21 protein-coding genes and 1 pseudogene are annotated in these 22,408 nt (G+C 60.0%); 5 read left to right on the forward strand and 17 right to left on the reverse strand.

The genetic code is table 11. The features are described from left to right. Positions 1-54: 54 nt before the first annotated feature. The 12 genes from RBA41_RS17395 to RBA41_RS17450 form a co-directional block, all read right to left on the reverse strand. Positions 55-2,757 (reverse strand): lyase family protein, encoded by a 2,703-nt coding sequence (locus RBA41_RS17395; RefSeq protein WP_306625393.1) that lies wholly within the window; start codon positions 2,755-2,757, stop codon positions 55-57. Continuing rightward, positions 2,754-3,866 (reverse strand): cysteine synthase family protein, encoded by a 1,113-nt coding sequence (locus RBA41_RS17400; RefSeq protein ID WP_374709563.1) that lies wholly within the window; start codon positions 3,864-3,866, stop codon positions 2,754-2,756. The genes RBA41_RS17395 and RBA41_RS17400 overlap by 4 nt, the downstream gene beginning before the upstream one ends. Beyond that, a complete protein-coding gene (locus tag RBA41_RS17405) occupies positions 3,854-4,501 on the reverse strand; it encodes a hypothetical protein (RefSeq protein WP_306625396.1) in 648 nt (215 codons plus the stop codon). Before RBA41_RS17405 ends, RBA41_RS17400 begins: the two co-directional genes overlap by 13 nt. Further along, positions 4,495-5,754 (reverse strand): MFS transporter, encoded by a 1,260-nt coding sequence (locus tag RBA41_RS17410; RefSeq protein WP_374709564.1) that lies wholly within the window; start codon positions 5,752-5,754, stop codon positions 4,495-4,497. Before RBA41_RS17410 ends, RBA41_RS17405 begins: the two co-directional genes overlap by 7 nt. Positions 5,755-5,784: 30 nt before the next feature. After that, positions 5,785-6,684, reverse strand: coding sequence for a GHMP family kinase ATP-binding protein (locus tag RBA41_RS17415; RefSeq protein ID WP_306625465.1), 900 nt, complete (start codon positions 6,682-6,684; stop codon positions 5,785-5,787). Between the two features lie 19 nt (positions 6,685-6,703). Then, the gene (gene argH / locus RBA41_RS17420) at positions 6,704-8,101 is read right to left on the reverse strand and encodes an argininosuccinate lyase (protein ID WP_306625398.1); all 1,398 of its coding nucleotides are present in this window, start codon (positions 8,099-8,101) and stop codon (positions 6,704-6,706) included. Further along, positions 8,098-9,315, reverse strand: coding sequence for an argininosuccinate synthase (locus tag RBA41_RS17425; RefSeq protein ID WP_306625399.1), 1,218 nt, complete (start codon positions 9,313-9,315; stop codon positions 8,098-8,100). Before RBA41_RS17425 ends, argH begins: the two co-directional genes overlap by 4 nt. Before the next feature lie 49 nt (positions 9,316-9,364). Continuing rightward, positions 9,365-10,183, reverse strand: a complete 819-nt coding sequence (locus RBA41_RS17430; RefSeq protein WP_306625400.1) for a formyl transferase — start codon at positions 10,181-10,183, stop codon at positions 9,365-9,367. Positions 10,184-10,231: 48 nt separating this feature from the next. Beyond that, positions 10,232-11,332, reverse strand: a complete 1,101-nt coding sequence (locus tag RBA41_RS17435) for a methyltransferase family protein (protein WP_306625401.1) — start codon at positions 11,330-11,332, stop codon at positions 10,232-10,234. Then, positions 11,332-12,303, reverse strand: a complete 972-nt coding sequence (locus RBA41_RS17440; protein WP_306625466.1) for a pyridoxal phosphate-dependent aminotransferase — start codon at positions 12,301-12,303, stop codon at positions 11,332-11,334. Before RBA41_RS17440 ends, RBA41_RS17435 begins: the two co-directional genes overlap by 1 nt. Positions 12,304-12,426: 123 nt before the next feature. After that, complete coding sequence (locus RBA41_RS17445) at positions 12,427-13,326, reverse strand: cupin-like domain-containing protein (protein ID WP_306625402.1); 900 nt, start codon at positions 13,324-13,326, stop codon at positions 12,427-12,429. Next, a complete protein-coding gene (locus tag RBA41_RS17450; RefSeq protein ID WP_306625403.1) occupies positions 13,316-13,537 on the reverse strand; it encodes an MbtH family protein in 222 nt (73 codons plus the stop codon). The genes RBA41_RS17445 and RBA41_RS17450 overlap by 11 nt, the downstream gene beginning before the upstream one ends. Before the next feature lie 848 nt (positions 13,538-14,385). On the opposite strand from RBA41_RS17450, the gene RBA41_RS17455 reads away from it, so the two are divergent. Together RBA41_RS17455 and RBA41_RS17460 are read left to right on the forward strand one after the other, a co-directional pair. After that, positions 14,386-14,529, forward strand: a complete 144-nt coding sequence (locus RBA41_RS17455) for a hypothetical protein (RefSeq protein ID WP_306625404.1) — start codon at positions 14,386-14,388, stop codon at positions 14,527-14,529. Between the two features lie 77 nt (positions 14,530-14,606). Then, positions 14,607-14,711, forward strand: a pseudogene (locus tag RBA41_RS17460) (IS5/IS1182 family transposase); the annotation flags it as partial. A gap of 29 nt (positions 14,712-14,740) precedes the next feature. On the opposite strand, the gene RBA41_RS17465 reads toward RBA41_RS17460, so the two are convergent. The 4 genes from RBA41_RS17465 to RBA41_RS33605 are packed head-to-tail and all read right to left on the reverse strand — an operon-like array spanning position 14,741 to position 17,080. After that, positions 14,741-15,040, reverse strand: a complete 300-nt coding sequence (locus RBA41_RS17465) for a hypothetical protein (RefSeq protein WP_306625405.1) — start codon at positions 15,038-15,040, stop codon at positions 14,741-14,743. Beyond that, positions 15,037-15,816 (reverse strand): IS21-like element helper ATPase IstB, encoded by a 780-nt coding sequence (gene istB / locus RBA41_RS17470; RefSeq protein WP_306625407.1) that lies wholly within the window; start codon positions 15,814-15,816, stop codon positions 15,037-15,039. Before istB ends, RBA41_RS17465 begins: the two co-directional genes overlap by 4 nt. A gap of 18 nt (positions 15,817-15,834) precedes the next feature. Beyond that, positions 15,835-16,890 carry a Mu transposase domain-containing protein gene (locus tag RBA41_RS17475; protein ID WP_306625410.1) on the reverse strand — a complete coding sequence of 352 codons (1,056 nt, stop codon included), beginning with the start codon at positions 16,888-16,890 and terminating at the stop codon, positions 15,835-15,837. Beyond that, entirely contained in the window at positions 16,799-17,080 is a 282-nt protein-coding gene (locus RBA41_RS33605; RefSeq protein WP_306625412.1) for a helix-turn-helix domain-containing protein, read from the reverse strand. The genes RBA41_RS17475 and RBA41_RS33605 overlap by 92 nt, the downstream gene beginning before the upstream one ends. 916 nt (positions 17,081-17,996) lie before the next feature. On the opposite strand from RBA41_RS33605, the gene rarD reads away from it, so the two are divergent. Further along, positions 17,997-18,863, forward strand: coding sequence for an EamA family transporter RarD (gene rarD, locus RBA41_RS17485; protein ID WP_306625467.1), 867 nt, complete (start codon positions 17,997-17,999; stop codon positions 18,861-18,863). Positions 18,864-18,926: 63 nt separating this feature from the next. Here the strand turns inward: rarD and RBA41_RS17490 are convergent, their stop codons facing one another. Then, on the reverse strand, positions 18,927-19,700 hold the full coding sequence (locus RBA41_RS17490) for a choice-of-anchor L family PEP-CTERM protein (protein WP_306625414.1): 774 nt from the start codon (positions 19,698-19,700) through the stop codon (positions 18,927-18,929). A gap of 315 nt (positions 19,701-20,015) precedes the next feature. On the opposite strand from RBA41_RS17490, the gene ettA reads away from it, so the two are divergent. Then, positions 20,016-21,683, forward strand: a complete 1,668-nt coding sequence (gene ettA, locus RBA41_RS17495; protein ID WP_099873477.1) for an energy-dependent translational throttle protein EttA — start codon at positions 20,016-20,018, stop codon at positions 21,681-21,683. Positions 21,684-21,817: 134 nt separating this feature from the next. Continuing rightward, positions 21,818-22,282, forward strand: coding sequence for an REP-associated tyrosine transposase (locus RBA41_RS17500; RefSeq protein WP_306625415.1), 465 nt, complete (start codon positions 21,818-21,820; stop codon positions 22,280-22,282). Positions 22,283-22,408: the final 126 nt, after the last annotated feature.

Here is a 22,408-nt window from a genome sequence, read left to right on the forward strand (position 1 = left end):
ATGCATGCGCCCGTCTCGCGGGCGCCACTGGGTTCTTGTCTGTGGCGCTGCGGCTCAGGACCCCGGCTGGCTTGCCGCCGCTACCCGCTCTCGGCGTCGCAGGGTTGCCGCCCGCCACCCGGCTTGCTGCCGACGCAGGGTATCGGCGTCCAGCCGCAGCCGCTCCCGCGCGCGCGCCAGGCCCGCTGCGACCGCGCCCGGGCCGCCGCCATAGGCAAGCCGGGCACTAGCGGCCCCGGTGTCGGCATATGATGCAGCCGTCAAGCCAGCCAGGGCGATGACCGCATCTTGGCCGGCATCCATCGTCTGCGTGATCAGCGCGCCAACCTGGTGGTGCGCTGCGTGAAAGCTGATCTGCCGCTCCCGTACCAATTGATTGGCCACTTGGGCCGCCACCACCAGTCCCTGTTCCGCCGCCAGACGCATCTTGCCGGGGTCGCCAGACATGTCGGCGATCATCAGGCGCAGCAGATCGCAGCTTTCCTCGAACGCCAATACCGCCTCGCCGCAGCGGGCCAGCGCCTCGGTCCCCACCTCTACCGAGTTGCTGAACGGCGTGCGCTGGGTGGCAAAAATTGCGCTATTGAGCACCCCGGCCACCTGCGACAGTTTGCCCTTCACATTTTCCAGCAAATAGGGATTCTTTTTTTGCGGCATCAGTGATGAGCTTCCGCTCAATTCATCGGACAAAGACAGAAAGGCGGTCTCGCGCATAGTCCACAATTGCAGGTCGTGCGCCAAGCGGCTAAGCGTGGTGGCGCCAATGGCCAGTGCTGACAACAGGTGCAGCGCCAGATCGCGGCTGGCCACGGCATCGAGGGCGCTGTCGGCGCTGCGTTCAAAGCCCAGCAGTGCGGCGCTGACTTCGGGCAGGATGGGAAAATCCGTGCCCGCCCCGGCACCCGCACCCAGCGGACAGACCGACAAGTCATCCTTGATACGGGCCAGCGCGGCCTGATCGCGTTGCAGCGCGCACTCGACCGACCACAGGTAGTAGCCGACGCTGCCCGGCTGTGCCGCCTGGTATTGGCTGTAGACTGGCAGAGGCCAGTCTATGGTCTGCTGCGCCTTGTCCAGCAGCGTTGCGCGCAGGCGCCACAGCTTGCAGGCGCTGGTCTCGAACCAGCGCCGCACCTGAAGCTTGGCGATGCAGGCGTTAATGTCGTTGCGGGAACGGGCCGTATGCACCACCCCGCCAATATCCATGCCCAGGCGCTCAATGAGCAGTTGTTCGTACAGCGCGTAGCCGCCGCGCGGCGCTACTGCGTCGATGATCGCGGCATAACCCTGGTCGCGTTGCAGCGCCAGTTCGCGCAGCACCGCGCCCGCCTTGGCCGGCGCGCAAATGCCGGCCTCGGTCAACATGAGCAGATGCGCCTCGTCGATGGCGGCGAACGCGTCAAATTCGGCCAGCCGTGCGGCGCGGCTGGCTGGCTTGCGGACAATCGCCAACGCTTCCGGATGCAGGCTGTGACGCAGACGCCCGGTGCCAGGGTCGTTGTCGTCGCCCTCGCCGGCAATGCGCACCGTCACCAGCCCGTCCAGCTCCTCCAGCGCGCGCTCCAGTTCGGCACGCTGGCTGGCGCCGGCGATGACCAGGCCGATACGGTCGCGGTAATCGCCATCCTGACCGATGCGCTGGCCGTTGCGCTTTAAGCCGATAAAGGTCATGGAGACGGACGGAAAGCGGTCAGTGGGCTTGAGCGCCAGCTCGAGCAGCACGCCTTTGCGCTGCGGCAGCACGAAACGGATGGCGGCAACATCGTGGCGACGCGGCTGCCAGTCCGACGTGCCGCCAAGGTACAGATCGACCACGGCGCCCAGAACATCGATGCCGGTGGCCCGTTCGATGGCTTGCGGGATCATGCCGCCGGCCAGGCGCGGGTTGATTTCGATGATGACCACCTGGCCGGCGCTGACCCGGCATTCCACGTGCGCCGGCCCGAAGCGATGGCCGACCGCGCGCAGCGCACTCAAGGTCTGGGCCACGATGGCGTCGCGCAAGGCAGGCACGATCGGTGCCGGAAAATCGTGCCCCTTTTCCACGAAGTGCGGCAAGGGTCCCAGATGTTTGCCGGTCACACCCAGTACCTGGTGGCCCAGCGCCGCGCCCAGGCCGATCACTTCGACGGAAAATTCCGGGCCTTCAATATACGCTTGCACCAGCAGCTTGGGCTGCATGGCCATGCCGCGTTCATTGCTGCGTGCCTGCAAAATGCCGTCACCATGGACCAGCAGCTGGGCGGCGTCATGCACCAGCCGCACGCCGACACTGCCAGAGCCCATGGCCGGCTTCACCACCCGGGGATAAGACAGCGCGCGCGCCACGTCACGCAAGTGCGCGTCGCTGGTCACTTCCACCGTGTCGGCGGCGCCGATGCCGGCTTCGCGCAGGCAGCGGTATAACAGGCCCTTGTCGCGGCAACGCCGGATCGCCGCCGGGTCCGCGCCCGGCAGGCCGAGCCGGCCGGCCACCTCGGCGGCGATCTCAATGTAGTATTCCGAAGTCGAAAAAACCGCCGCCACATTCGGATACGCGGCCAGCACGTCCACGATCCGCGCCGCATCGCTGGTATCGGCCAGCACCGGGAGCACCATGTCCTCCTGCAAAAAGCTGTAGAGCTGCGGCTGGCTGGTAAGAAACAGCACGTTGACACCACGCAGCAATGCCTTTTGCAGGCAGAGCCGGCCGGTACCGGTCGTGTTGCTCTCGATGAAAACAAAGGTCTGCACGGGACCGCTATCGATAACCGTCATGCGCTCACCGCAGGCTGGTCGGCGCGGATTTGCTCAAGGACCGTGCCGGCAGGCCGTGGCTGCCCCGTTACCTGCTCATAACTGCGCCGCTCCCAGTCCAGATACGCCCAGGGGCCGCTGGCCGTTTGCGCACTGCGCGCCTTGGTTGGCTGCGCCGCCAAAACCAGGCCGGCATAGCCGCCGTCATGCAGCCAAGCGTCGTCATAAACGGTGTCGGCGTAGCGGTGGCCTTCATCGGGCGCGATGAAGACCACGGTCTTGTTCTGCTCGCGCAGCCACTCGGCCACCATGAATGCCGCGCCGGAGGTCGGCCCGCAATACAAGCCGTACTGGGCATGCAGACGGCGGGTGCTGGCATAAGCCTCGGCCGGCGACACCCAGTGCACCTGATCGTAACAGCGGTGATCCAGATTGTTGGGATAGATGGAATTGCCCAGCCCGCGCAGCATGCGCGGTCCGACGGGCAGCCCGAACAGCACGCTGCCAAAGGTGTCCACCCCCACCAGTTTGATCGAGGGATCGATCTCGCGCAGCGCCTTGACAGTGCCACAGGTGGAGGCGCCCGAACCCACGGTGCCGACCAGGACAATGTTTTTGCCCAGCGTACGAATCAGCTGTTTGGCAAAACAGCGGTAGGCCAGCTGGTTGTCCAGATTGTCATATTGGCGCGGCCAGAAGCTGCCCGGATTGGCGCGCAACTGTTCCTGCAACGCTTCCAGGCGCAGTACCTGCACGTTCGAGCCGGCCGCATTCGCGCCCACAATCTGCACCTGGCCGCCGAGCTGGCGCAGACGCGCTTGCAGGCGTGCATCGATGGCGGCGTCGCTCACAATGTGGAAAGGGATGCGCTTTTCGGCGCAGACGATGCCCAGTCCCATGGCGAAGGTGCCACTCGACGTTTCCAGCACCGGCATGCCGGGATCGAGCTGGCCGTCGGCGATTGCCTTCTCGACGATGTATTTGGCCGGCACCAGCTTCATCAGACGAAATGCGGCCGCCACCAGCCCCGGACGCAGCTGAATCAGGTCCGGATGCTCCAAGGCACTGGAAAAACTGCCGTACATCGGCGCGCGAAGCTGATCGGAAATCGAATTCATTATGTAGTCCATGTAATTGGTTGATTGAGCATCCACAGATAGGCATCGACTTCGGGGCAGATCCCCTGCGCCGCCCGCAGCCATGAAGCGGCGCGCAGTTGCTCGACCAGATCCGTTTGTCGCGTGGCATGTGCTTGGCGAATGCTGCGGTAAGTCCATTCGACGCCACGTGCAATGGCGCCCTTCATTTCGTCGGCGAACTTGCTCGGCTCCAGCACGTGGCGCGGCAGACCGGCATGGGTGGAGGGCGGCGTCGCCGCCGTCAGCGGCGCCAGTGCCTGCATCTCGAAGCGGCCCAGATGGTTTTTACAGACATCGAGCAGAAAGCTGGCCCCGGACGGCGCCGTGATGCACACCTGGTAGCGCCCCACCGGCACCTGTCCGGTGCCGCCCACTTTGGCGCCGGGCAGGCGAAAATAGGAAATCGACCCGTTTTCGACCAGTACCACTTCCAAACCCCGATAGCGCAGCATCGACGGGTGAAAAAAATCGGTAATCAGCAGTCGCTGCGCGTCGAGCCGGTGCACCCAGTAACAAGTGGGCGCCAAGGCGCTCACCATGCCCCTGAAGGCCGTGTCGAGACGTTGCAGCTGGTCTGCACTGAGCCGCTCGAATGGCGCCTCGCGATAAAGCAAGCGTTTTAACATGGTTGTGCGCCTTTTTTCTCGACCTGTCTGGCCAACATGAAAATCAGGAAAGCGCACACGGCAATGAGCGCCGTCGATGCCATCACCTGATAAATGGCCATGTACTGGGCTAGATAGCTGTAGAGGAAGTACATGATGGCAATGGTCAGCGACATACCCAGGCCAATCAGCGACAGGAAGGATGCCCGTACCCGGCTCGGTAGTTGTGCGTTGAAGTGGTTGTTGGCCACCACGCCGACGATGGGATTGAGGATCATCACCAGGAAAAAACCGCCGAAGTCGATGGCTGTCACATTGAAGAACATCAAGCCGAGCATGACGGCGGTGACGAGGGTGCTCAACAGCACGACAGGATAAAAAGACAGGAAAGACATGCTCCGTTGCAGCACCAGGTATGCCAGGCCGATCAGCAACTGCGCGGCGCAGTAAAACCAGGTGATGCGCTGTACGCTGAAGCCATTTTCACTGAACAAGGCTTGACTGAAGGTGAAAAACGGCGTGGTGCAGGCGGCAAAGACGATGAAACCAAGAATCGGCAAGCCGATGGCACGCCAGTTTTGCCGTATGTAGGTGAGCAATTCCGCCGTCAAGTGTTTCCTGGTGCTGCCCGTGACAGCAGATTCTAGCGGCGGCTCGATGGCAAACGACCATGCCGCCAATGCCAGCGCATAGATGACGACATAGCCGGCATATACCGCGTCCCATGACACTGCCTGCAGCAGCCCGCCCGCCAGCACCGCGAACGCACCCGAGATCAGTCCCAGGGCATTGGCCTTGAGTTGTATGCGGTTGAAGTCACCGGTCCGCTGTTCGGCCACCAGGCTGTCGTAGAGCAGCGCCGTATCCGAACCGTAGACCAGGGCCAGCGCCAGCCCCAGCAAGGCATACAGGCCAAGAAAAGGCAGGAAACCATCGCTGACCAGTACCCCGAGCCCGAACAGACAATAGGCGAGCAAACCCAGCAGCACCGACCATTTACGGCCGATCGCGTCGCCGAACAGGCCGGCCGGCACTTCCGTCACAATATTTGCGAGGAAAAAAACACCCTGCAACATGCCGATCTGGTAGGCGCTGAAGCCCTTGTGTATCAGGAACAGCACGAAGATCGCGCGGTCAACTGGCGCCAGCGTCAACATCCGGTAGACGGTGTAGACCAGGGCATTGCGGTGCACCAGGGTTGCGCCCCCCCCCGGCCCGGCAGGGATGACATGGGCGACGCCATCGGACTTCACGCCCGAGTCCGCGCTCGTCATCGAGCCACCCCAAGGCACCGGCCCGGAGCGCTACTTGACCGTATCGTATACATTGACGCTCCCATGTACCGCCAGCATGCCGCTGGCGTTGTGAAGATTGCGCTGATGATCCGGCTTGCGCATGTCGTACAAGATGCCGATGCAGGTGCCGCTGTGCGAGGTGACTAGCCCAATACCGTTAGTGGCCAGACAGGTTTCATGCACCACTCCCAGATATTTCTTGGGATTGATTTCTTGATTGATATACGCGCTACGGGTCGAGATCCGGGCGATCTCATCGAGGTCGCCATCGCGGAAAGCCACCACTATGCGGTCGAGCAACTGGTTAAACTCATTCCGATAGGCGTGATTGTGCCGCTCGGCCAGCCCGCGCTGGTGGTAGTCCACGGTGTCGACGGTACCGCCCTCGTCCAGCGCCAGGATCTGCACATCGGACAATCTGCCTAGACGCGACCAGAGCTTGCCCTTGCGCTGCAAATACACCACCGACTCCGGATACATGACGCCGTCGGTCGGTTCGATCTCGCTCATATAACTGCACAAGTCGCTCAACGGCAACTCCTTGCCCATATAGGTTTCCAGCGCCCGCGCCGTCGCCAGCAAATCGGCCGAAGAACTGCTCAGTCCTTTGCCGCTGGGTATGTCGCAGTCGATATAAAACGTGCCCCCCACCGCTTGCCCATAGTGCTTAAGGATGCGCCTGGCCATGGCGGCGGCCTTGGTCTTCACGCTGGGTACGGTGACGATCCTGGTCCTGTCAAAGTCGGGCACAAAATAACTGACCGAATATTTTTGAATGGGTAAGGTAACGAGAAAATCGACGTCGTCTTCGTGCAGCACGCCTTGCAGCAGCTCACCGAACGAGCAATACGAAATGCCCGCCGCCGTTTTCGTACCCGATGGAAATGGTAAAACCATAGGCTCCGACATAATCAAGGGGGACCGTTCGTCATCTCGGCTGGTGCGCGTCGAGCAGCGACTGCAATTGGCTCAGCAGCACGCCTAGTGCCTGGCCGCCGCAGGAACCGTAGGAATTTTTCCGCGTTACCATGTCATCGACCGTGACGGCGCGAATATCTTCTGTAAACAAGGCACTGGCGGCGGCAAAATCGGTGTAGGGCAGACGCGAGATATCGAGCTGGCGGCTGTCGGCTAATTTGACCAGTTCGCCGACGATGCGGTGCGCCTCGCGAAACGGCAAGCCCTTGTTCACCAGATAGTTGGCGTATTCCGTGGCGATGATATGGCCGCCCTGGGCTGCCAGGCGCATTTTTTCCGACACCGGTTTCATGCTGCGTACCAGCTCAGTCAAGATGCCCAGCGAGGACATGCAATTGTCCAGGGCAGCGAACCATGCCGTTTTGTCCTCCTGCAAATCCTTGTTGTAACCCAAAGGCAAGCCCTTGAGCAGTGTCATCAGGGTCATGGCGTTGCCAATCACCGATGCCGACTTGCCGCGCACTAGTTCGGGCACATCGGGATTTTTCTTTTGCGGCATAATCGAGCTGCCCGTGCAATAGCCGTCCGCCAGGACCAGGAAGCCGAATTCCTGGCTGGTGAAGGAAATGATTTCTTCCGACAAGCGCGACAGGTGAATCATCAGGTTGGCCGCGTGGGCGCCGAATTCGACCAGGTAATCGCGGTCGGAGACGGAGTCGATACTATGCAGGGTAGGCTCGCGAAAACCCAGCAGGCCGGCGGAATACTGGCGGTCGATCGGCAGGCTGGTACCTGTCGATGCGCAGGCGCCAAGGGGACTTTGGTCGGCCCGCGCCAGGGCATCGATGAAACGGCTGTGGTCGCGCTCCAGCATGACTACATAGGTGGCCAGCCAGTGGGCGTAATACGTGAATTCGGCCCGCTGCAAGTGGGTATACGATGGCATCACCAGGTTTGGATACTGCTGGCAATGCTCGAGCAAGGCACGTTGGAAGATGTCGATCGCATTGGCCAGTTCGCGTGTGGAACGCATGAAAAAGATGCGCTGAGCGGTGGCTTGCTGATCGTTACGGCTGCGCGCCGTATGGGTCTTCTTGCCCAGTTCGCCGACTTTCTTGACCAGCAGCGCTTCCAGGTTCATGTGGATGTCTTCCAGTTCCACTTGCAGCTTGATATCGCCGTGGCGCCATTCCTGGCGGATCTCGTCGAGCGCGCGGGCCAAGGCCGCGTGCTCGGCACTTTGCAGCAAGCCCACCGAGCGCAGCATTTCAATATGGGCATGGGTGCCGTCGATGTCCGACTCGAATAAGCGCGACTCGAGCGGCAAACCGGTGTTGAACGCCACCAGGCTGGCGGTCATCGTTTCGCTGAAACGCCCTGCCCATGGATTGGCCAGTGCCGTGCTCATGCCGCACGCTCCTGCGCGCGCTGGCTGCGGGCCGCCTCGACACCAATGCGCATGCCGATGGTATTGAGGAAGCCGGACGCGTCCTCGCCGCTGATCTCCAGACCGGCATGCAAGGTGACCATGTCGCGCGAATACAAGGTGTTTTCAGACTCGACCGATGATACCGTGCACGAACCTTTGTACAGCTGCACGCGGGCCGTGCCGCTGACATACTGCTGGGTCTGATCGACCAGGGCCTGGATGCAGCGGCGCTCGTCGCTGAACCAGAGGCCGCGATACACGATATCGCCATAGTCGTCCGACAAGGCATTGCGCAGGCGCTCGACATCGCGGCTAAGCGTGATCTTTTCCAGCTTGCGGTGGGCCGCATGCAGGATCACCAAGGCGGGATTTTCAAAAACGCCGCGCACCTTCAGCCCATTGATGCGGTTTTCAATGATGTCCTGGAAACCCACACCGTTGCGCGCGCCGATCTTGTTGAGCTGCTGGATCAGCTCGACCGCGCCCAGCTCGGTGCCATCGATGGAAAACGGCACGCCCTGGCGGAAGCCGATAGTGACTGTCTCGACGGCGTCGGGCGCCGCAGTAGGCGGTGTGATCCAGTTCACGTCTTTCCACTTGAATTCGTTGCCGACGCTCTCCAGATAGTCGCCCTCGGTAGTGACATGCACCAGGTTTTCATCGTGGCTGAGCAAATTATCGACACTGCTGTCGACGGGAATATCGTGCCGCTGGCAGTAGGCGAACATGTCTTCGCGCGACTTCAGCGACCAAATACGCCAAGGGGCGATGGTTGGCAGCTCGGGCGCGAGAATTTTCGCCGTCATTTCAAAACGCACCTGATCGTTCCCTTTTTGCGTACAGCCATGCGACAGCGCATCGACGTCGTGCTTGCGTGCATATTCGACCAGCCCTTTGGCGATCGCGGGCCGCGCCAATGGCGTGCCCAGCAGATAGTCGCGCTCGTAAGCGGCGTTCGCTTTTAGCGCAGGGAACACGAAATCGTTAATGAAGGTGTCGCGCAGATCTTCGATGACCAATTCGTCGGCGCCGGCGATCTTGGCGCGCCGCGCCAGACGCTCCCAGTCTTCTTCTTGTCCCACGTTGGCGCAATAGGCCGTCACGCGGCATTTGAATTCATGCTTCAAAAAATGCAGCGCCGTGGAGGTATCCAGACCGCCCGAGTAAGCCAGCAAAATATGTTTGGGATTCATGTTTATTCCTGTTCAGTTGGAAAAATCGCTAACGGTGACGAAAGGCGCACTACCCGATCAGGTAGTTGTCACGCTTGCCCCGGGTGCGGTTGATGTTGTCGATGACTTCGGAAAATTCGATGCCGAGGTTATATTTTTTGCCATCGATCTGCATGGTGCAGCCGCCACTACCGGAAAAGCTGAAGACGCGCAGCATGTTGATCAGATCGCGCGCCACATAGGTCGCGTACGGATCGATCTCCAGCGCCTGATTGGTTTCGGAGATTTTTTTGCGGGTGCCGCCATGCAGCTGGCGAAACACTTTGTAATCGCCCGCTTCCAGCGCCGGCCACGTCAGTTGAAACAACTGCACCGATGCGGCAACATGCTTGTCATAGATGATGTCGCCGGTATCGGTGCCCTCGATCGTGACCAGTTTTTGACTGATAACCGGTCCCGCATCGACCTCGGAGGCGATCCGGTGGATGCTGACCCCGGCCGGAGTGCCATCGAGCACCGCCCAGGCGTAGTAGTAAAAGCCCTTGTTGTAGGGCAGATATCCCGGATGCAGATTGACCGCATCCTTGCTCGGCAATTTGATGAAGCGGTCGTCGAGGATGTAATCGAAGTAGATCGATACCAGAAAATCCGGTGCCAGCGGCGTGATCAGTTCGTCAAACCGGCTACGCGCCTGGGCGATCTCGATCACGGGAATGCGATGGCGCGCGCACAATGCCGCGATCTCATCGAGCTGGGTGGCGTTGTTGCGGGGGTGGACGATGGCGGCCACCACCTCCGCCTGATCCCGGTCGATCAGGTACTGGAGTACCTGCAATCCCGCCGCGTTATCGATACACAGCAAAACCTTGTCACAATTATTATCATTCATGCAATATTCCATTACGATAGCTTGGGGGTGCTAAAAGCGGCGCGGCGCCTAGCGAGCGAGGTCGCGGTACTTCAGGACGTAACAGATACCAAAACCGGAAGGATCAGCTTTCGGGCTGGTCACTTCCTGGCGCACGATGTCGTAACCGGCTTCCTCGAAGATCTGTTCCCATTCCTTCTTCGGCAGCAGCAGCTGGTTGGTGAACGGATGTAGCAGGAAGTACGGGTTGTAGTAACCGCGTCCCATCGGCGACTGCATCACGTCGCGGTTGTCGATGTCGTAATCGACTTCCATCACCATCAGATAGCTGTCGGCGAATTTTTTGCCCAGTCTGGACAAGTAATCGATGAAGGCGGGACGGCCGATCTGGGAGACGATTTCCTGCAATACGAAGCCGAACAGGATGAAATCGGGCTGATCCACGATCTCGTAATCGAGGGCATCGACATTGACCAGGCTAACTTGATCTTGCAGCCCCATTTCGGCAACTTTCCTGACTCCCGCCTCATAAGCGTTCTTGTCGGGTTCGATGCCAATCGCGCGCACGCCGTCGAGGTCCCTGGCCAGGGTGCACAGGTAAAGCGCATTGCCACAACCGAAATCGACGATATGTTTGGCATCCGGCTTGACCGACTTGATAAAGGCTTTGGTGATGGGAATGGTGTCAAATTTCGAAATCTGGCAGCTGCCCACGCCGACCCACTTGCCGTCGCGTTTATACCCATTGATACCCTCTTGCAGCATGGGGCCGATGTTGGAAAAAATATTGTCGTAGCCGCCGATCAGGATATTCAGCCATCCTTCGTAATGCTTGATGCGCGAACCGTAGGCAGACAATTGAAACGATACCGTCTCGCCCTGGGTTTGCTTGAGCAGCAAGCCTTCAACGGTCAGATACTCGAAGACGGTGCGCAGCAGATACGGATCTAGCGCGCGCTTGGCCGCAATCTGCTCCAGGCTCTTGGCGTCGAGCAGATCGTCGAACACGCCCAGCTTGAGCATCTGGAAAATCACTTTGGCGCCGACGAATCCTTTGACATAGTCCAGCGTCTTCGACACTTCAGGCTGATACCAGCTCGCATTCAGAATGTCATCAACGGAAAGTTCTGCTTCGTGTACAGTGTTGCGAACAAGTGCTGCGCTGCTCATTAAGTCCTCCTAAAAGTGTTGAAATAGTCGGCCAGCACCGCAAACAAACGATTGTTTTCCGCTTCAGTGCCGATACTGATTCTGATGTGGTTCTCAAGGCCGAACTGGGCCGCATCTTTTACCTGGATGCCGCGGCGTGCCAGAAACTGCACAGCGGTATCGACCTGATCATGCTTGACGAGAATAAAATTCGTTTCCGAGGGCAGCACCTGATAACCCAGATCGCTCAGTGCCTGCCTCACCCGGCGGCGTTCATGCAGCGTGGCGCGGATATGTGCGTCGCGCACATGGTCGCTTTCAATGGCAGCTTCCAAGGCATGCAGATCAAGCACGCCGACATTGCAAAACCACTGTTTCTGTTTCATGGCCGCGATGAGAGCGCAAGGCCCGAACACCACGCCGAGCCGCAATCCCGCCAGACCATAAGATTTGGAAAAGGAACGAAATACCAGCCGGTCGTCCGCATACGCCAGGCTGTTGCCGCGGAAAGATGCGTAATCGATATACGTTTCATCGATCAGCAGCTTGCCGGCGCGCTGCTGGAGTAGGTCGAGCTGCTGCGCTGTCAGGGCCTGACCAGTCGGGTTTGAGGGATTGGCGAGAATAACAAAGTCGTTTTTCGTGATCTGTTCCAAGTCCTCTTGCCTGAGGCTCAGGTCTTCGTCCAAGCCGATCTCGAGATGCGCCAGCCGGTTGACCTTGATGCGTCCCCGGTAGCCGTCGAAGCCGGGCCAAGCCGTGACAAAACGCATGTTTCCAAACTCGGCGCTGACACGGTCAAAACATTCGTCGATACCGCGCACCAGCATCACATTCTCTTGCGGGTAGCCGAAATGAAGTGCCAGCTTCTGCATGACGCGTATTTCTGTTGAAAACGGATAACGGTTGACGTATTCCAGCGCCGAACCAATTCCCTGCTTGACACTGCTTGCAACCAATGCCGGGTTTTCGTTATAGGCCAGGCCAATCATGCCGAGGGACTGATGCAGGCCAGACGCGGACTGCACGCCATTGATTTCAGCGTTACTCAAGATGTCATCCTTTAATATCGTTACCAGCATCTTTTGAATCTGCTGCGTTATGAAGCCCTGCAATCAAGGTGCCCTTTCCGATCGCGGAGGCGGGTTCAGACCCGCGCGTTCGTTATCCATATTCTTCCAACGCCACCCCTCAACAGCCCGCTTTAGCACTTCTCCAAAAAACTCGGGGACAAGTTTAAATAACTGCGGATACGAAATGAAAAATGTCGAGACGGAAATCGACACATCCATCGAAATGACGCAATGCCCCCAGTTGCGCGGAATATGCAAGCTCTCTCCCGGCTCGATAATTACCTCATAAGGGGTGCAAAAGCGGAAATTGGGATATTTATCGAAATCAGGATTTTCCAAATCCACAGGGCTGAAAGTGGCTCTCTCAAATTCGCCAATATAGAGATTTTTGCTGGCCTGATCCGGAGGAAACAAGTACACCTTCTTGCGTCCCATTACCTGCGTCAGGAAGTTGGGCATGGGATCGATATGCATCGGCGTATGCGTACCGCTGGGCCCGATCCACAAATAGGAATCCATATGCGCCCCGGGAATGTGCTGAATATGCCGCTTGACATACGGATGAACACGGAGATCCTCGCGCAACCCGGGAAAGGTTTTACGGAATGGATGCGAAGCCATGTAGTACATTTGATCGGGCTTATCGCGCAGAATATGAATCAGATCGCCTAGTTTGAGTTCTTGAAAACGCAGGTTCTTAACATAGCCTTGCGGGCTGTTATTGCCCGGCCCACGCTGGCCCGGCTCAAAACATTCGACGCCGATGGTTTCATTCCCAAAATTTTCCGCAAAGTAGTCGAGCGACCATTTCTGCATTGCAGGCCAATGTTCAAGCGCACCTGCGATTTTGACTGGGCGCTCCTTGTCCATAAAATGTTTCTGAAAATCTTCTTCTTTAGGCTGGACCAGCGTTTCTATCGACAAAATTTCATCATACGGCATGCTCGTCCCCGATTGCGGCCTGCTGCTTCAAGTGTTCCCGTACGCTGCGCGGCGTCATGTCGGTCCAGAGCTGCTCGACACGTTCCAGGCATTGCTGTTTTGACCCGGCTTCCCCGACGGTCACCCAACCGGCCGACAAACTGCGCCCCTCCATCCAGACCGAATACTGGTCTTCATTGTTCTTCACTACGAAATACAAATCTTCACTCACTCTCGGCTCCCTGCATATAAGAAACACCAGTAAATATCCCCTAAATTGGCAGGGGGCTTGCATTCAATAAAAAAATCAAACAGCCTAAATTCACCTGATTTTCAACAGGCACCGCTACGGCATGCACATGCCGCAAAGAAAATTACGGATTTGTGCCCGTAAGCTATATAAATAAATGTTCGGCACTTTTCTGATGGTGTCGATGGGCTTTGAAAAACGCGTAAATCTGGGCTTTGCACGCGGTTTTTGTCAAACGATCAGATGCCACTGGGACGGGGCTGGCTTGACTTTCTTGCGTTGTGTGCGCCAGACCCGCTGGGGATGGGTTTCCCCAGTGGGAGCCCACGCAGTGCGGGGTCTGGGGCAGCGCCCCAGGGCAAAACCATGCGCAATGGCGCCAAGATTTGCGCGCTTTTACAAGCCCGCTAACAGATGGTAAATAATAATTATTTTTTCCAAAAAGACATATCAGGAAAATCCTGTTTCCGTGTCATCCTAAAGGAAAAATTTTGTAAGGATTGCCCTACCTGTCGAGTTTCGTGTGATCATATTTCTTTTCGCAGCATGGCACCCAACAAAACGCCTCGCTAGTCGAGGAGGCGGCTGCGGCTGAGCAAGCCCTCCAGGACCAAGCCGATGAGCTTACAAAGACCGTTAGCTCATTTATGCTCGGTGTGACTGAGGGGAGTTCTTCTACTATGCGGCTGAATCACTGAGAACGGCCATGGGCAGATCATCCGATTGCGTCGGATGATACGGCATACGTTGCGTTAATAAATCGCTGTCTGACTGAGATTCAATTTGGCCCGTTATAATTAAGCTCCCAGCATAAAATACAGGATAGGCGAATGGATTTGACGCAATTGACGTTAGTAGAGTTGCGAGGCCTTCTCAAAGCTATCGGTCGCAAGATTAAGCGTAGAGAACAATCTGAAGGTGATGCGGCGGTAAATGAGATAGATGCCATCGCGCACCGCTTAGGGAAGCGCTGATTTATTCACCCGGCGCCGTACCGGACTTGTGCGATACCTGAGACAATAACGGCGCCTCCACGACTACCAAATCGATCATGCAGAAGAGTTTTTCCGATCTCGAGTACGCCGCTAAGAAGAAGCTGACACGCCGTGACGTGTTCCTGGCAAAGATAGACAAAGTGACGCCATGGTCGCAGTTGGGTGTGTTAGCGCCGGCGTCAATCCGCCTTCAGATGGCGGCGTTTTGATCGCTGAGGCGTAGAACGACGAAGGGGCCAGCAGGCCCCTTGTGTTTTGATGCGCATTGATCTGGCCAGAATGGCGGATCGTCGTTGCACGGTGTGCGAGTGACGCTCTGGCGGTCGGCGCGCATTTGATCCTGGATCTGGTGCAGATAGTGGGCGTAGATCAGCTCGCGCAATTCGTCCAGCAATTCCACCACGGCGAAGGCCTGCTCCGGTGTCCAGTCTGATGCAATGCCGAACGGCAGGGTGCGCTCCTGATCGGACGCGCGGTGATGCCGGCTCATGCGCCAGCTCCGGCACGCGCGGCTTTCTTGCCTTTGCGTTGCTGCGCGCGCGCTTCGTTGCGTTCGCGCGCCTCCTTGAGCCGGTACGATTCGCCTTCGACGGCGATCACTTCGGCCCTGTGCATCAGACGGTCGACCAGCGAAACCACGCAGGCGGCGTTGGGAAACACTTCCGACCACTCGGCAAAGGGCCGCTTGGTCGTCACGATCGTGCTGTGGTTCTGGTAGCGCCGGCTGATCAACTCGAACAGCAGGTCGGCGTGGCGATTCGAGTAGGACAGGTAGCCGACCTCATCGATCACCAGGATGTCGGGTTGGGCATAGCGACGCAGGCGCCGACGCAGCGTCGAATCGCTGTCGAGTGCGGCCAGCTCGCCAAGCATCTGACTGGCTGTCGCGAACAGTACCGTATGCCCCTGCACGAGGGCCTGATGCGCCAGGTTCATTGCCAGCGTCGATTTACCCGCGCCGTTCGGCCCAAGGAACACGATATTGCTGGCGTCCTTCATGAAGGACAGCGCCATCAGTTCTTCGATGGCCACGCGCTCGATGCGCTTGGGCCAGGCCCAGTCAAAGTCCGTCAGCGCCTTGAACTTGCCAAGATGGGCGTCGCGCAAGCGGCGCACCAGCGAGCGGCGGTCGCGCTCGTCTTCCTCCCATTGGATCAGCGGCGCCACCCAGTCGGCTGCGCCCACCTCGTCCCAGTGTTCCAACAGTCCGTTCAGGCGCAGCGCCAGCGCGCGGACACGCATTGGCTCAAGATTGTGCTTGCTCATCGTCGTTTGCTCCCTTGCTCAGTTGATCGTCGCTGTCAAGCCGGTGCGGCCGCACCGGCGTGTCCTTGCGCCGCACATGCTCCGGCAGCACCCGGGCCACCGGCGGTGGACTGCCGCGTGCAGTGCGGCGCCGTAGCGATCGAGCAGACGCAGCAAGGCGGCCGACAGCGAGCCGATGTTCGTGCCGCGCTCGGCCGCCTGCACCAGCAGGTCCCGGCAGGCCGGTACTGCGCGCGTCAGGCTGTTGACGCCGCGGTGCTGGCGAGCCTCGCGCTTCACCGCCACGAGGGCTTCGATGTGTTCCGGCAGCTCGACCTGCACCTTGCCGTCATAGCTGCGTGCATGGCTGGCGATCACGGCGACGCCGTCGAACACGCGCACCAGTTCCGGGCTGGCACGCACGGTCAGCGTGCGCCGCACACGCGTGTGGGGGATGGAGTAGTCGTTCAGGTCGACGCGCACATAGGGCGTCTTGCCGGCCTTCACCGCGACCACCTCCTCGGTCGCATACGGGGTTGCCGGCAAACGCAACAGGCGGGGCTGCTCGCTTGCCAGGGCGTCGCGCACGCGCATGCCGGTGTCCTCCGGCCAAGGGCGGTTCGCCGCCTGCGCGTGACACCAGTGCGCCGCTTGCGCATTGAGGTCGGCCAGGTCGCTGAAGGCGCGCGCTGCAAAGAAGGCGTCGCGCACATACCGAATGGCCCGCTCGACGCGGCCCTTCTCCTTGCCACGTGCTACCGCCACCGGGCGCGGCTCGAACCGGTAGTGCGCGGCGAGAGCCAGCAAGGCCGGATGGAAGCGGATCGCATCGCCCTGGCGTTCCAGCACCGCGCTCTTCAGATTGTCGTACAAGAGTACGCGCGGCAGCGCATCCCAGGTCTCGCATGCGCCCACGTGGCCACGCAGGAAGTTTTCCATGCGGGCGTCGAGAAGAAGCGCAGGTAGATCGCGCGCGAGTACGACAGCACCATCACGAAGGCCATCAGCGGCCGGCGCACCCTGGTAGCCGCGTTCGCGCACCATCGCGTGCAGGCGGCTGGCCGTCAGCGTCGGAATCTTCTCCAGCGTCTGCAAGATGAACGGCAGGTAGGGGGTCGACCATCGATCGGCGCACCGGCCCGAGTCGCGGCAAGCCGGACTGCGCCAGCACCCGCCGCACGGTATCGCGATGAACATGCAGTTGGCGCGCGATGGTCCCGCAGCGCCATTTTTCAACGTGGTACAGGCGCACGATGTGCGCTTCCAACTCGCTCGCGACCGTCATGAGCAGAACCTCCGCAGTCGAACCGATACACAGGACGGGAACCGCGACGGCGCAACGGGCCGGTGCGCACAAATGGCGGCAGCGGCCGGGCACAGCAATGGCACAGCGGCATGCCGGTGCCGGTTGGCGCACTGGCAACTACGAGGGCCGCTGCGACATCCGTCGAGTCCTGCCTCAGTACAACATCGGTGGCAAGCGCGAGTGAACCCTGATGCGTCACTTTTTCGCGGCGCTCACGGTGGCTGCGCGAACGCGCCGCATGGGCAAAGCGCCCTTGGCGGGATTTCTGCTAGCGCCGTCCGGCCTCGCGCACCTTGGCGCGGCGTACCTCCTGGGCGCAACAACGGCAGTAGCGCTGGCCACGATCGCAACGGCGGCAAATGAGTACCTGCTCCCTGCAGCAGGCGCACAAGAACAATCGGCCTGTCGATTCCATCGGCGCTCCCGGCGAGACACCGAAGGCTCTCGACAGCGCACGTAAGCCATGGAATACTAGGCATTCATGCGTTGTGCCGGACACCTATCCGGGGCGAGGCTGGGGGCGCGGCACTGGTTCGACTCGCGAGGTCAAATGAAGCCGGTGTCGCGTCCGTTTCTTCGGTAATATGCCTTTTTAGCGGATCGACATTCGGCTCTGTACGATGTTGCGGTGCGGTGCGCCCCTTCAATCGCCCTCCGGGCTCCTTCCGGCGCCCACCGCACCGCCTTTCCCAGTACAAATTCCAGCGAGAACGACGAACCATAAAACCGTGGTTAAATTACACGATCAGCCGACGCCGCCAAATTGAAGCGGTTTCTGACCGGCGTTCACAGTCATGCGGGTTTGCGAGTGATAAATTGCCACTGTTCACCGATAAATCCCGAAGGTATTCGTGGCTTTTTCAACAGCCTGCTAATGAATCTCTGATTGTCACTCATGCGTACCGGCATCCTGTCCGCCGCCCTGGCCTTCCTGTGCTGGGGTCTGTTTCCCTTGTATTTCCATGCCCTCAAGGAAGTGCCGCCGGCCCAGATCATGGGTCACCGCGTGCTCTGGTCGCTCCTGTTCCTGGTGATCGTGCTGACCATCCGCCAGCAGTGGAAATGGCTGGGGGCGCTCAGGCAGCAGCCGCGCGTGGTGGCCAGTTTCGCCCTGAGCGCGCTGCTGCTCAGCTTCAACTGGCTGCTCTACATCTGGGCCGTCAACAGCGGCCATGTGATCGAAGCGAGCCTGGGCTACTTCATCAATCCCCTGTTTAACGTGATGCTGGGCTACCTGGTGCTCAAGGAAAGGCTGCGCATCGCCCAGTGGGCGGCGATCGCGCTGGCCACCTGCGGCGTGCTGTGGCTGACCTGGCAGGCCGGGCGCATGCCCTGGATCGCCCTGCTGCTGGCGGCGTCCTTCGGCGGTTACGGCTTGCTGCGCAAGACCGCGTCGCTGGGCGCGCTGGAAGGCTTGTCGTTTGAAACCATGCTGCTGTTCCCGTTCGCGCTGGGCTTCGTGATCTGGCTGACCATGACGGGCGATAACGCCTTTCTGAACAGCCCGTCGAACGGCACGCGCTGGCTGCTGATCGCGTCCGGGCCGATCACGGCCATTCCGCTGCTGCTGTTTGCCAGCGGGGCGCGCAAGATTCCGCTGTCGGTGCTGGGATTGCTGCAATACATCGGGCCGACCATCCAGCTCAGCCTGGGCATCTTCCTGTTCCACGAAGCCTTTACCCAGGAGCGCATGATCGGCTTTGCGATCATCTGGAGCGCGCTGGCCCTGTATGCGGCGGAGGGACTGCTCAAGCGCAGATAAGCAGGCGGCGGCAGGACGAAAAAATAGCGGCCCAGGCCGCTATTTTTCATTCCAGCGACGCGCTTACGCCGCTTTTTTGCGCTTGGCGACGGCCAGACCGGCCAGGCCCAGACCCAGCAGGGCCAGGCTGCCTGGTTCAGGCACGCCGACCGGGTCGGCGGCGAAGGTGCCGCCCTGGATGAAGACGCCCGAATCGAGGTTCGCATCGCCGCGGTCCTGGATCAGGAATTCAAAGGTGTTCACGCCAACCAGGCCGAAGGCTTTGGCGGTCATGACCGTGGTCAGGCCATCGTAGCCGGTGTCGACGGTCTGATTGGCATTGTCGCGGTAGTAACCGGCATTGATATTGTTGTTCACGTTATTGATCGACACGACGCCGTTCGCGCCAGGAACCAGGGCGATGTTCACGCCGTTGAGCTTGAGTTCGAACAGGTCGTTGTACTCGGTGCCGACGAATTCATTGTATTCCTCGGACGCGAAGACATAGTTGAAGAACACATTGCCGGTGGTGCTGGTGAAATTGAATTTCAGCGAGGTGGTGGTGCCGTCGCCGGAGCAGCTGCCGCCGTTGTTGCCGCCGACCGCGCAAGCGGTGCGGCCGGTGGTCAGCAGGACGCCCTGGCCGAAACCGATGTTGCCGCCGTCGGTGAAGGTGCCGCTGGCGGCCGAGGTGGCGCTGGCCAGGGTGGCGTTGGTGATGCTCACGCCGGTGCCGCCCAGGGCGTTGGCCAGGGTGCTTGCGTTGGTGGTATTGGTGACGACCAGTGCGTGTGCCGAGCTGGTGGCCAGAAGAAGAGCTGCGGCCGACATCACGCTGCGGATCAAGTTAAATTTCATTGTTTGTTCTTTTCAGGTAAGAGTTGGAATTCTGTTTTATCTGAGCGCGGTGCCCGATGAAAAATTAAGCAATTTCCATACCTGAAATAAAAGATGCGCCAAATCAATGACTTGAAGAAACATTGCGCCATACCATGTTTGCAAGTGTAAAAAAATCCGACACCTGGAAGCAAGAATACTTGCACCATGCATAAATTGGGTAGCGCTCGCGGCCCCCGCTTGCGGCGCACGCCAGCGGGGCGGCACAGGAAAGGACCAATCCGGAGGCGACTTATTGTATCCTGTTGACCTTCCGTCCCCATTTCAAGAAACTCAATGGCCAATTACGTCTATACCATGAATCGCGTGGGCAAAATCGTCCCGCCCAAACGCCAGATCCTCAAGGATATTTCCTTGTCGTTCTTCCCCGGCGCCAAGATCGGCGTGCTGGGCCTGAACGGCTCCGGCAAGTCGACCTTGCTGAAAATCATGGCGGGCATCGATACCGACATCCAGGGCGAAGCCGTGCCGATGCCGGGCCTGAACATCGGCTACCTGCCGCAGGAACCTGTGCTCGATCCCGAGCAGACGGTGCGCCAGGTGGTCGAATCGGGCCTGGGCGAAGTGTTCGAGGCGCAAGCCAAGCTGGAAGCGGTGTACGCGGCCTACGCCGACGAAGACGCCGACTTCGACGCGCTGGCGACCGAACAGGCGCGCCTGGAAGCGATCATCTCGACCTCCGACGGCGGCAACCTGAACCTGCAGCTGGAAATGGCCGCCGACGCGCTGCGCCTGCCGCCGTGGGACGCCAAGATCGGCATCCTGTCCGGTGGCGAAAAGCGCCGCGTGGCGCTGTGCCGCCTGCTGCTGTCGAAACCCGACATGCTGCTGCTCGACGAACCAACCAATCACCTCGATGCCGAATCGGTCGACTGGCTCGAACAATTCCTGCTGCGCTTTCCGGGCACCGTGGTCGGCATCACCCACGATCGCTACTTCCTCGACAACGCCGCCGAATGGATTCTCGAGCTCGACCGCGGCCACGGCATTCCGTGGAAAGGCAACTACAGCTCGTGGCTGGAGCAAAAGAGCAACCGCCTCAAGCAGGAAGAAGCGACCGAGTCCTCGCGCCAGAAAACCATGGCCAAGGAACTCGAATGGGTGCGCCAGAATCCGAAAGGCCGCCAGGCCAAGAGCAAGGCCCGCCTGGCGCGCTTTAACGAGCTGTCCGAGCACGAATACCAGAAGCGCAACGAAACGTCCGAGATCTTCATTCCGGTGGCCGAGCGCCTGGGCAATGACGTGATCGAATTCAAGAACGTATCGAAGTCCTTCGGCGACCGCCTGCTGATCGAGAACCTGTCGTTCATCGTGCCGCCGGGCGCCATCGTCGGCATCATCGGCCCGAACGGCGCCGGCAAGTCGACCCTGTTCAAGATGATCACCGGCAAAGAGCAGCCCGACAGCGGCGAAGTCGCCATCGGCCAGACCGCGCGCGTGTCCATCGTCGACCAGAACCGCGACGACCTGGCCAATACCAAGACCGTGTTCGACGACGTGGCCGGCGGCGCCGATACGCTCACCGTGGGCCGTTTCGACATGCCGTCGCGCGCCTACCTGGGCCGCTTCAACTTCAAGGGGTCGGATCAGCAAAAGATCGTCGGCAACCTGTCGGGCGGGGAACGCGGCCGTCTGCACCTGGCCAAGACCTTGCTGCAAGGCGGCAACGTCCTGCTGCTCGATGAACCGTCGAACGATCTGGACGTGGAAACCCTGCGCGCGCTGGAAGATGCCCTGCTGGAATTTGCCGGCAGCGTCATGGTCATTTCCCACGATCGCTGGTTCCTGGACCGCATCGCGACCCACATCCTGGCGTTCGAAGGCAACTCGCAAGTCACTTTCTTCGATGGTAACTATCAGGAATACGAAGCCGACAAGAAGAAACGCCTGGGCGAAGAGGGCGCCAAGCCGAAGCGGATCCGCTACAAGCCGCTGACGGTGTAAGACCCGTCCCATCGCGCGCCATGCAGCCCGGCGCGCGATGGCGCAATGCCTTTTTGCAGCACAGCTCGTTTCAGAAGTCCCTCACTTTTGCGCTAATCGACCTACAAGCACGCCATGCCCGGCACACTGGACAGATGAATGACTATCGCGCCAACCGGGTCGCCGGGCACAGTTACTTCTTCACGGTCCGCTTGTCCGAGCGCGGCAGCACCCTGCTGACCGACCATATCGCCGCCTTCGGCGAGGCGATCCGCCAGGCGCGCAGCCGCAAGCCGTTTCATGTCGATGCCTGGGTTGCCCTGCCCGACCATGCCCACGCCATCTGGACCTTGCCGCCGGGCGACGACGATTGCGCCGCCCGCTGGCGCGCCGTCAAGATTGCGTTTTCCAAATCCCTGAGCAAGGCGCGCGCGACGCGGGGCACCGAGATCATCTGGGAACCGCACTACCAGCAGCATCCCGTCGGCAGCGACGACTATGCCGGCCTGGTCGACTATATCCACCACAATCCCTTGCGTCACGGCCTGTGCGGCGCCCCGCAGGAGTGGCAATGGTCGTCGGTGCACCGCTTCATCGCGGCGGGGATGGTGGCGTACTGAGGGGCGGCAATCCGGCCCGTAAACAGACAAAGCGCCTTCCGATGGGCACAGCAAGCGGAGGGGGCGCTTGCTGCACACACTGGAAGGCGCCGTGCCTGTTCCGGTCTGCCCTTCTGTCAACAGCGG

This window comes from Massilia scottii, assembly GCF_030846495.1.
Taxonomy (GTDB): Bacteria; Pseudomonadota; Gammaproteobacteria; order Burkholderiales; family Burkholderiaceae_D; genus Telluria_A; species Telluria_A violaceinigra.

Bases quoted from the DNA above. Each gene is read 5' to 3' on its own strand.
- RBA41_RS17395 (WP_306625393.1), bottom strand. From the start codon at position 2,757: ATGACGGTTATCGATAGCGGTCCCGTGCAGACCTTTGTTTTCATCGAG.
- RBA41_RS17400 (WP_374709563.1), bottom strand. From the start codon at position 3,866: ATGGACTACATAATGAATTCGATTTCCGATCAGCTTCGCGCGCCGATG.
- RBA41_RS17405 (WP_306625396.1), bottom strand. From the start codon at position 4,501: ATGTTAAAACGCTTGCTTTATCGCGAGGCGCCATTCGAGCGGCTCAGT.
- RBA41_RS17410 (WP_374709564.1), bottom strand. From the start codon at position 5,754: ATGACGAGCGCGGACTCGGGCGTGAAGTCCGATGGCGTCGCCCATGTC.
- RBA41_RS17415 (WP_306625465.1), bottom strand. From the start codon at position 6,684: ATGTCGGAGCCTATGGTTTTACCATTTCCATCGGGTACGAAAACGGCG.
- argH (WP_306625398.1), bottom strand. From the start codon at position 8,101: ATGAGCACGGCACTGGCCAATCCATGGGCAGGGCGTTTCAGCGAAACG.
- RBA41_RS17425 (WP_306625399.1), bottom strand. From the start codon at position 9,315: ATGAATCCCAAACATATTTTGCTGGCTTACTCGGGCGGTCTGGATACC.
- RBA41_RS17430 (WP_306625400.1), bottom strand. From the start codon at position 10,183: ATGAATGATAATAATTGTGACAAGGTTTTGCTGTGTATCGATAACGCG.
- RBA41_RS17435 (WP_306625401.1), bottom strand. From the start codon at position 11,332: ATGAGCAGCGCAGCACTTGTTCGCAACACTGTACACGAAGCAGAACTT.
- RBA41_RS17440 (WP_306625466.1), bottom strand. From the start codon at position 12,303: ATGATTGGCCTGGCCTATAACGAAAACCCGGCATTGGTTGCAAGCAGT.
- RBA41_RS17445 (WP_306625402.1), bottom strand. From the start codon at position 13,326: ATGCCGTATGATGAAATTTTGTCGATAGAAACGCTGGTCCAGCCTAAA.
- RBA41_RS17455 (WP_306625404.1), top strand. From the start codon at position 14,386: ATGGATTTGACGCAATTGACGTTAGTAGAGTTGCGAGGCCTTCTCAAA.
- RBA41_RS17465 (WP_306625405.1), bottom strand. From the start codon at position 15,040: ATGAGCCGGCATCACCGCGCGTCCGATCAGGAGCGCACCCTGCCGTTC.
- istB (WP_306625407.1), bottom strand. From the start codon at position 15,816: ATGAGCAAGCACAATCTTGAGCCAATGCGTGTCCGCGCGCTGGCGCTG.
- RBA41_RS33605 (WP_306625412.1), bottom strand. From the start codon at position 17,080: ATGACGGTCGCGAGCGAGTTGGAAGCGCACATCGTGCGCCTGTACCAC.
- rarD (WP_306625467.1), top strand. From the start codon at position 17,997: ATGCGTACCGGCATCCTGTCCGCCGCCCTGGCCTTCCTGTGCTGGGGT.
- RBA41_RS17490 (WP_306625414.1), bottom strand. From the start codon at position 19,700: ATGAAATTTAACTTGATCCGCAGCGTGATGTCGGCCGCAGCTCTTCTT.
- ettA (WP_099873477.1), top strand. From the start codon at position 20,016: ATGGCCAATTACGTCTATACCATGAATCGCGTGGGCAAAATCGTCCCG.
- RBA41_RS17500 (WP_306625415.1), top strand. From the start codon at position 21,818: ATGAATGACTATCGCGCCAACCGGGTCGCCGGGCACAGTTACTTCTTC.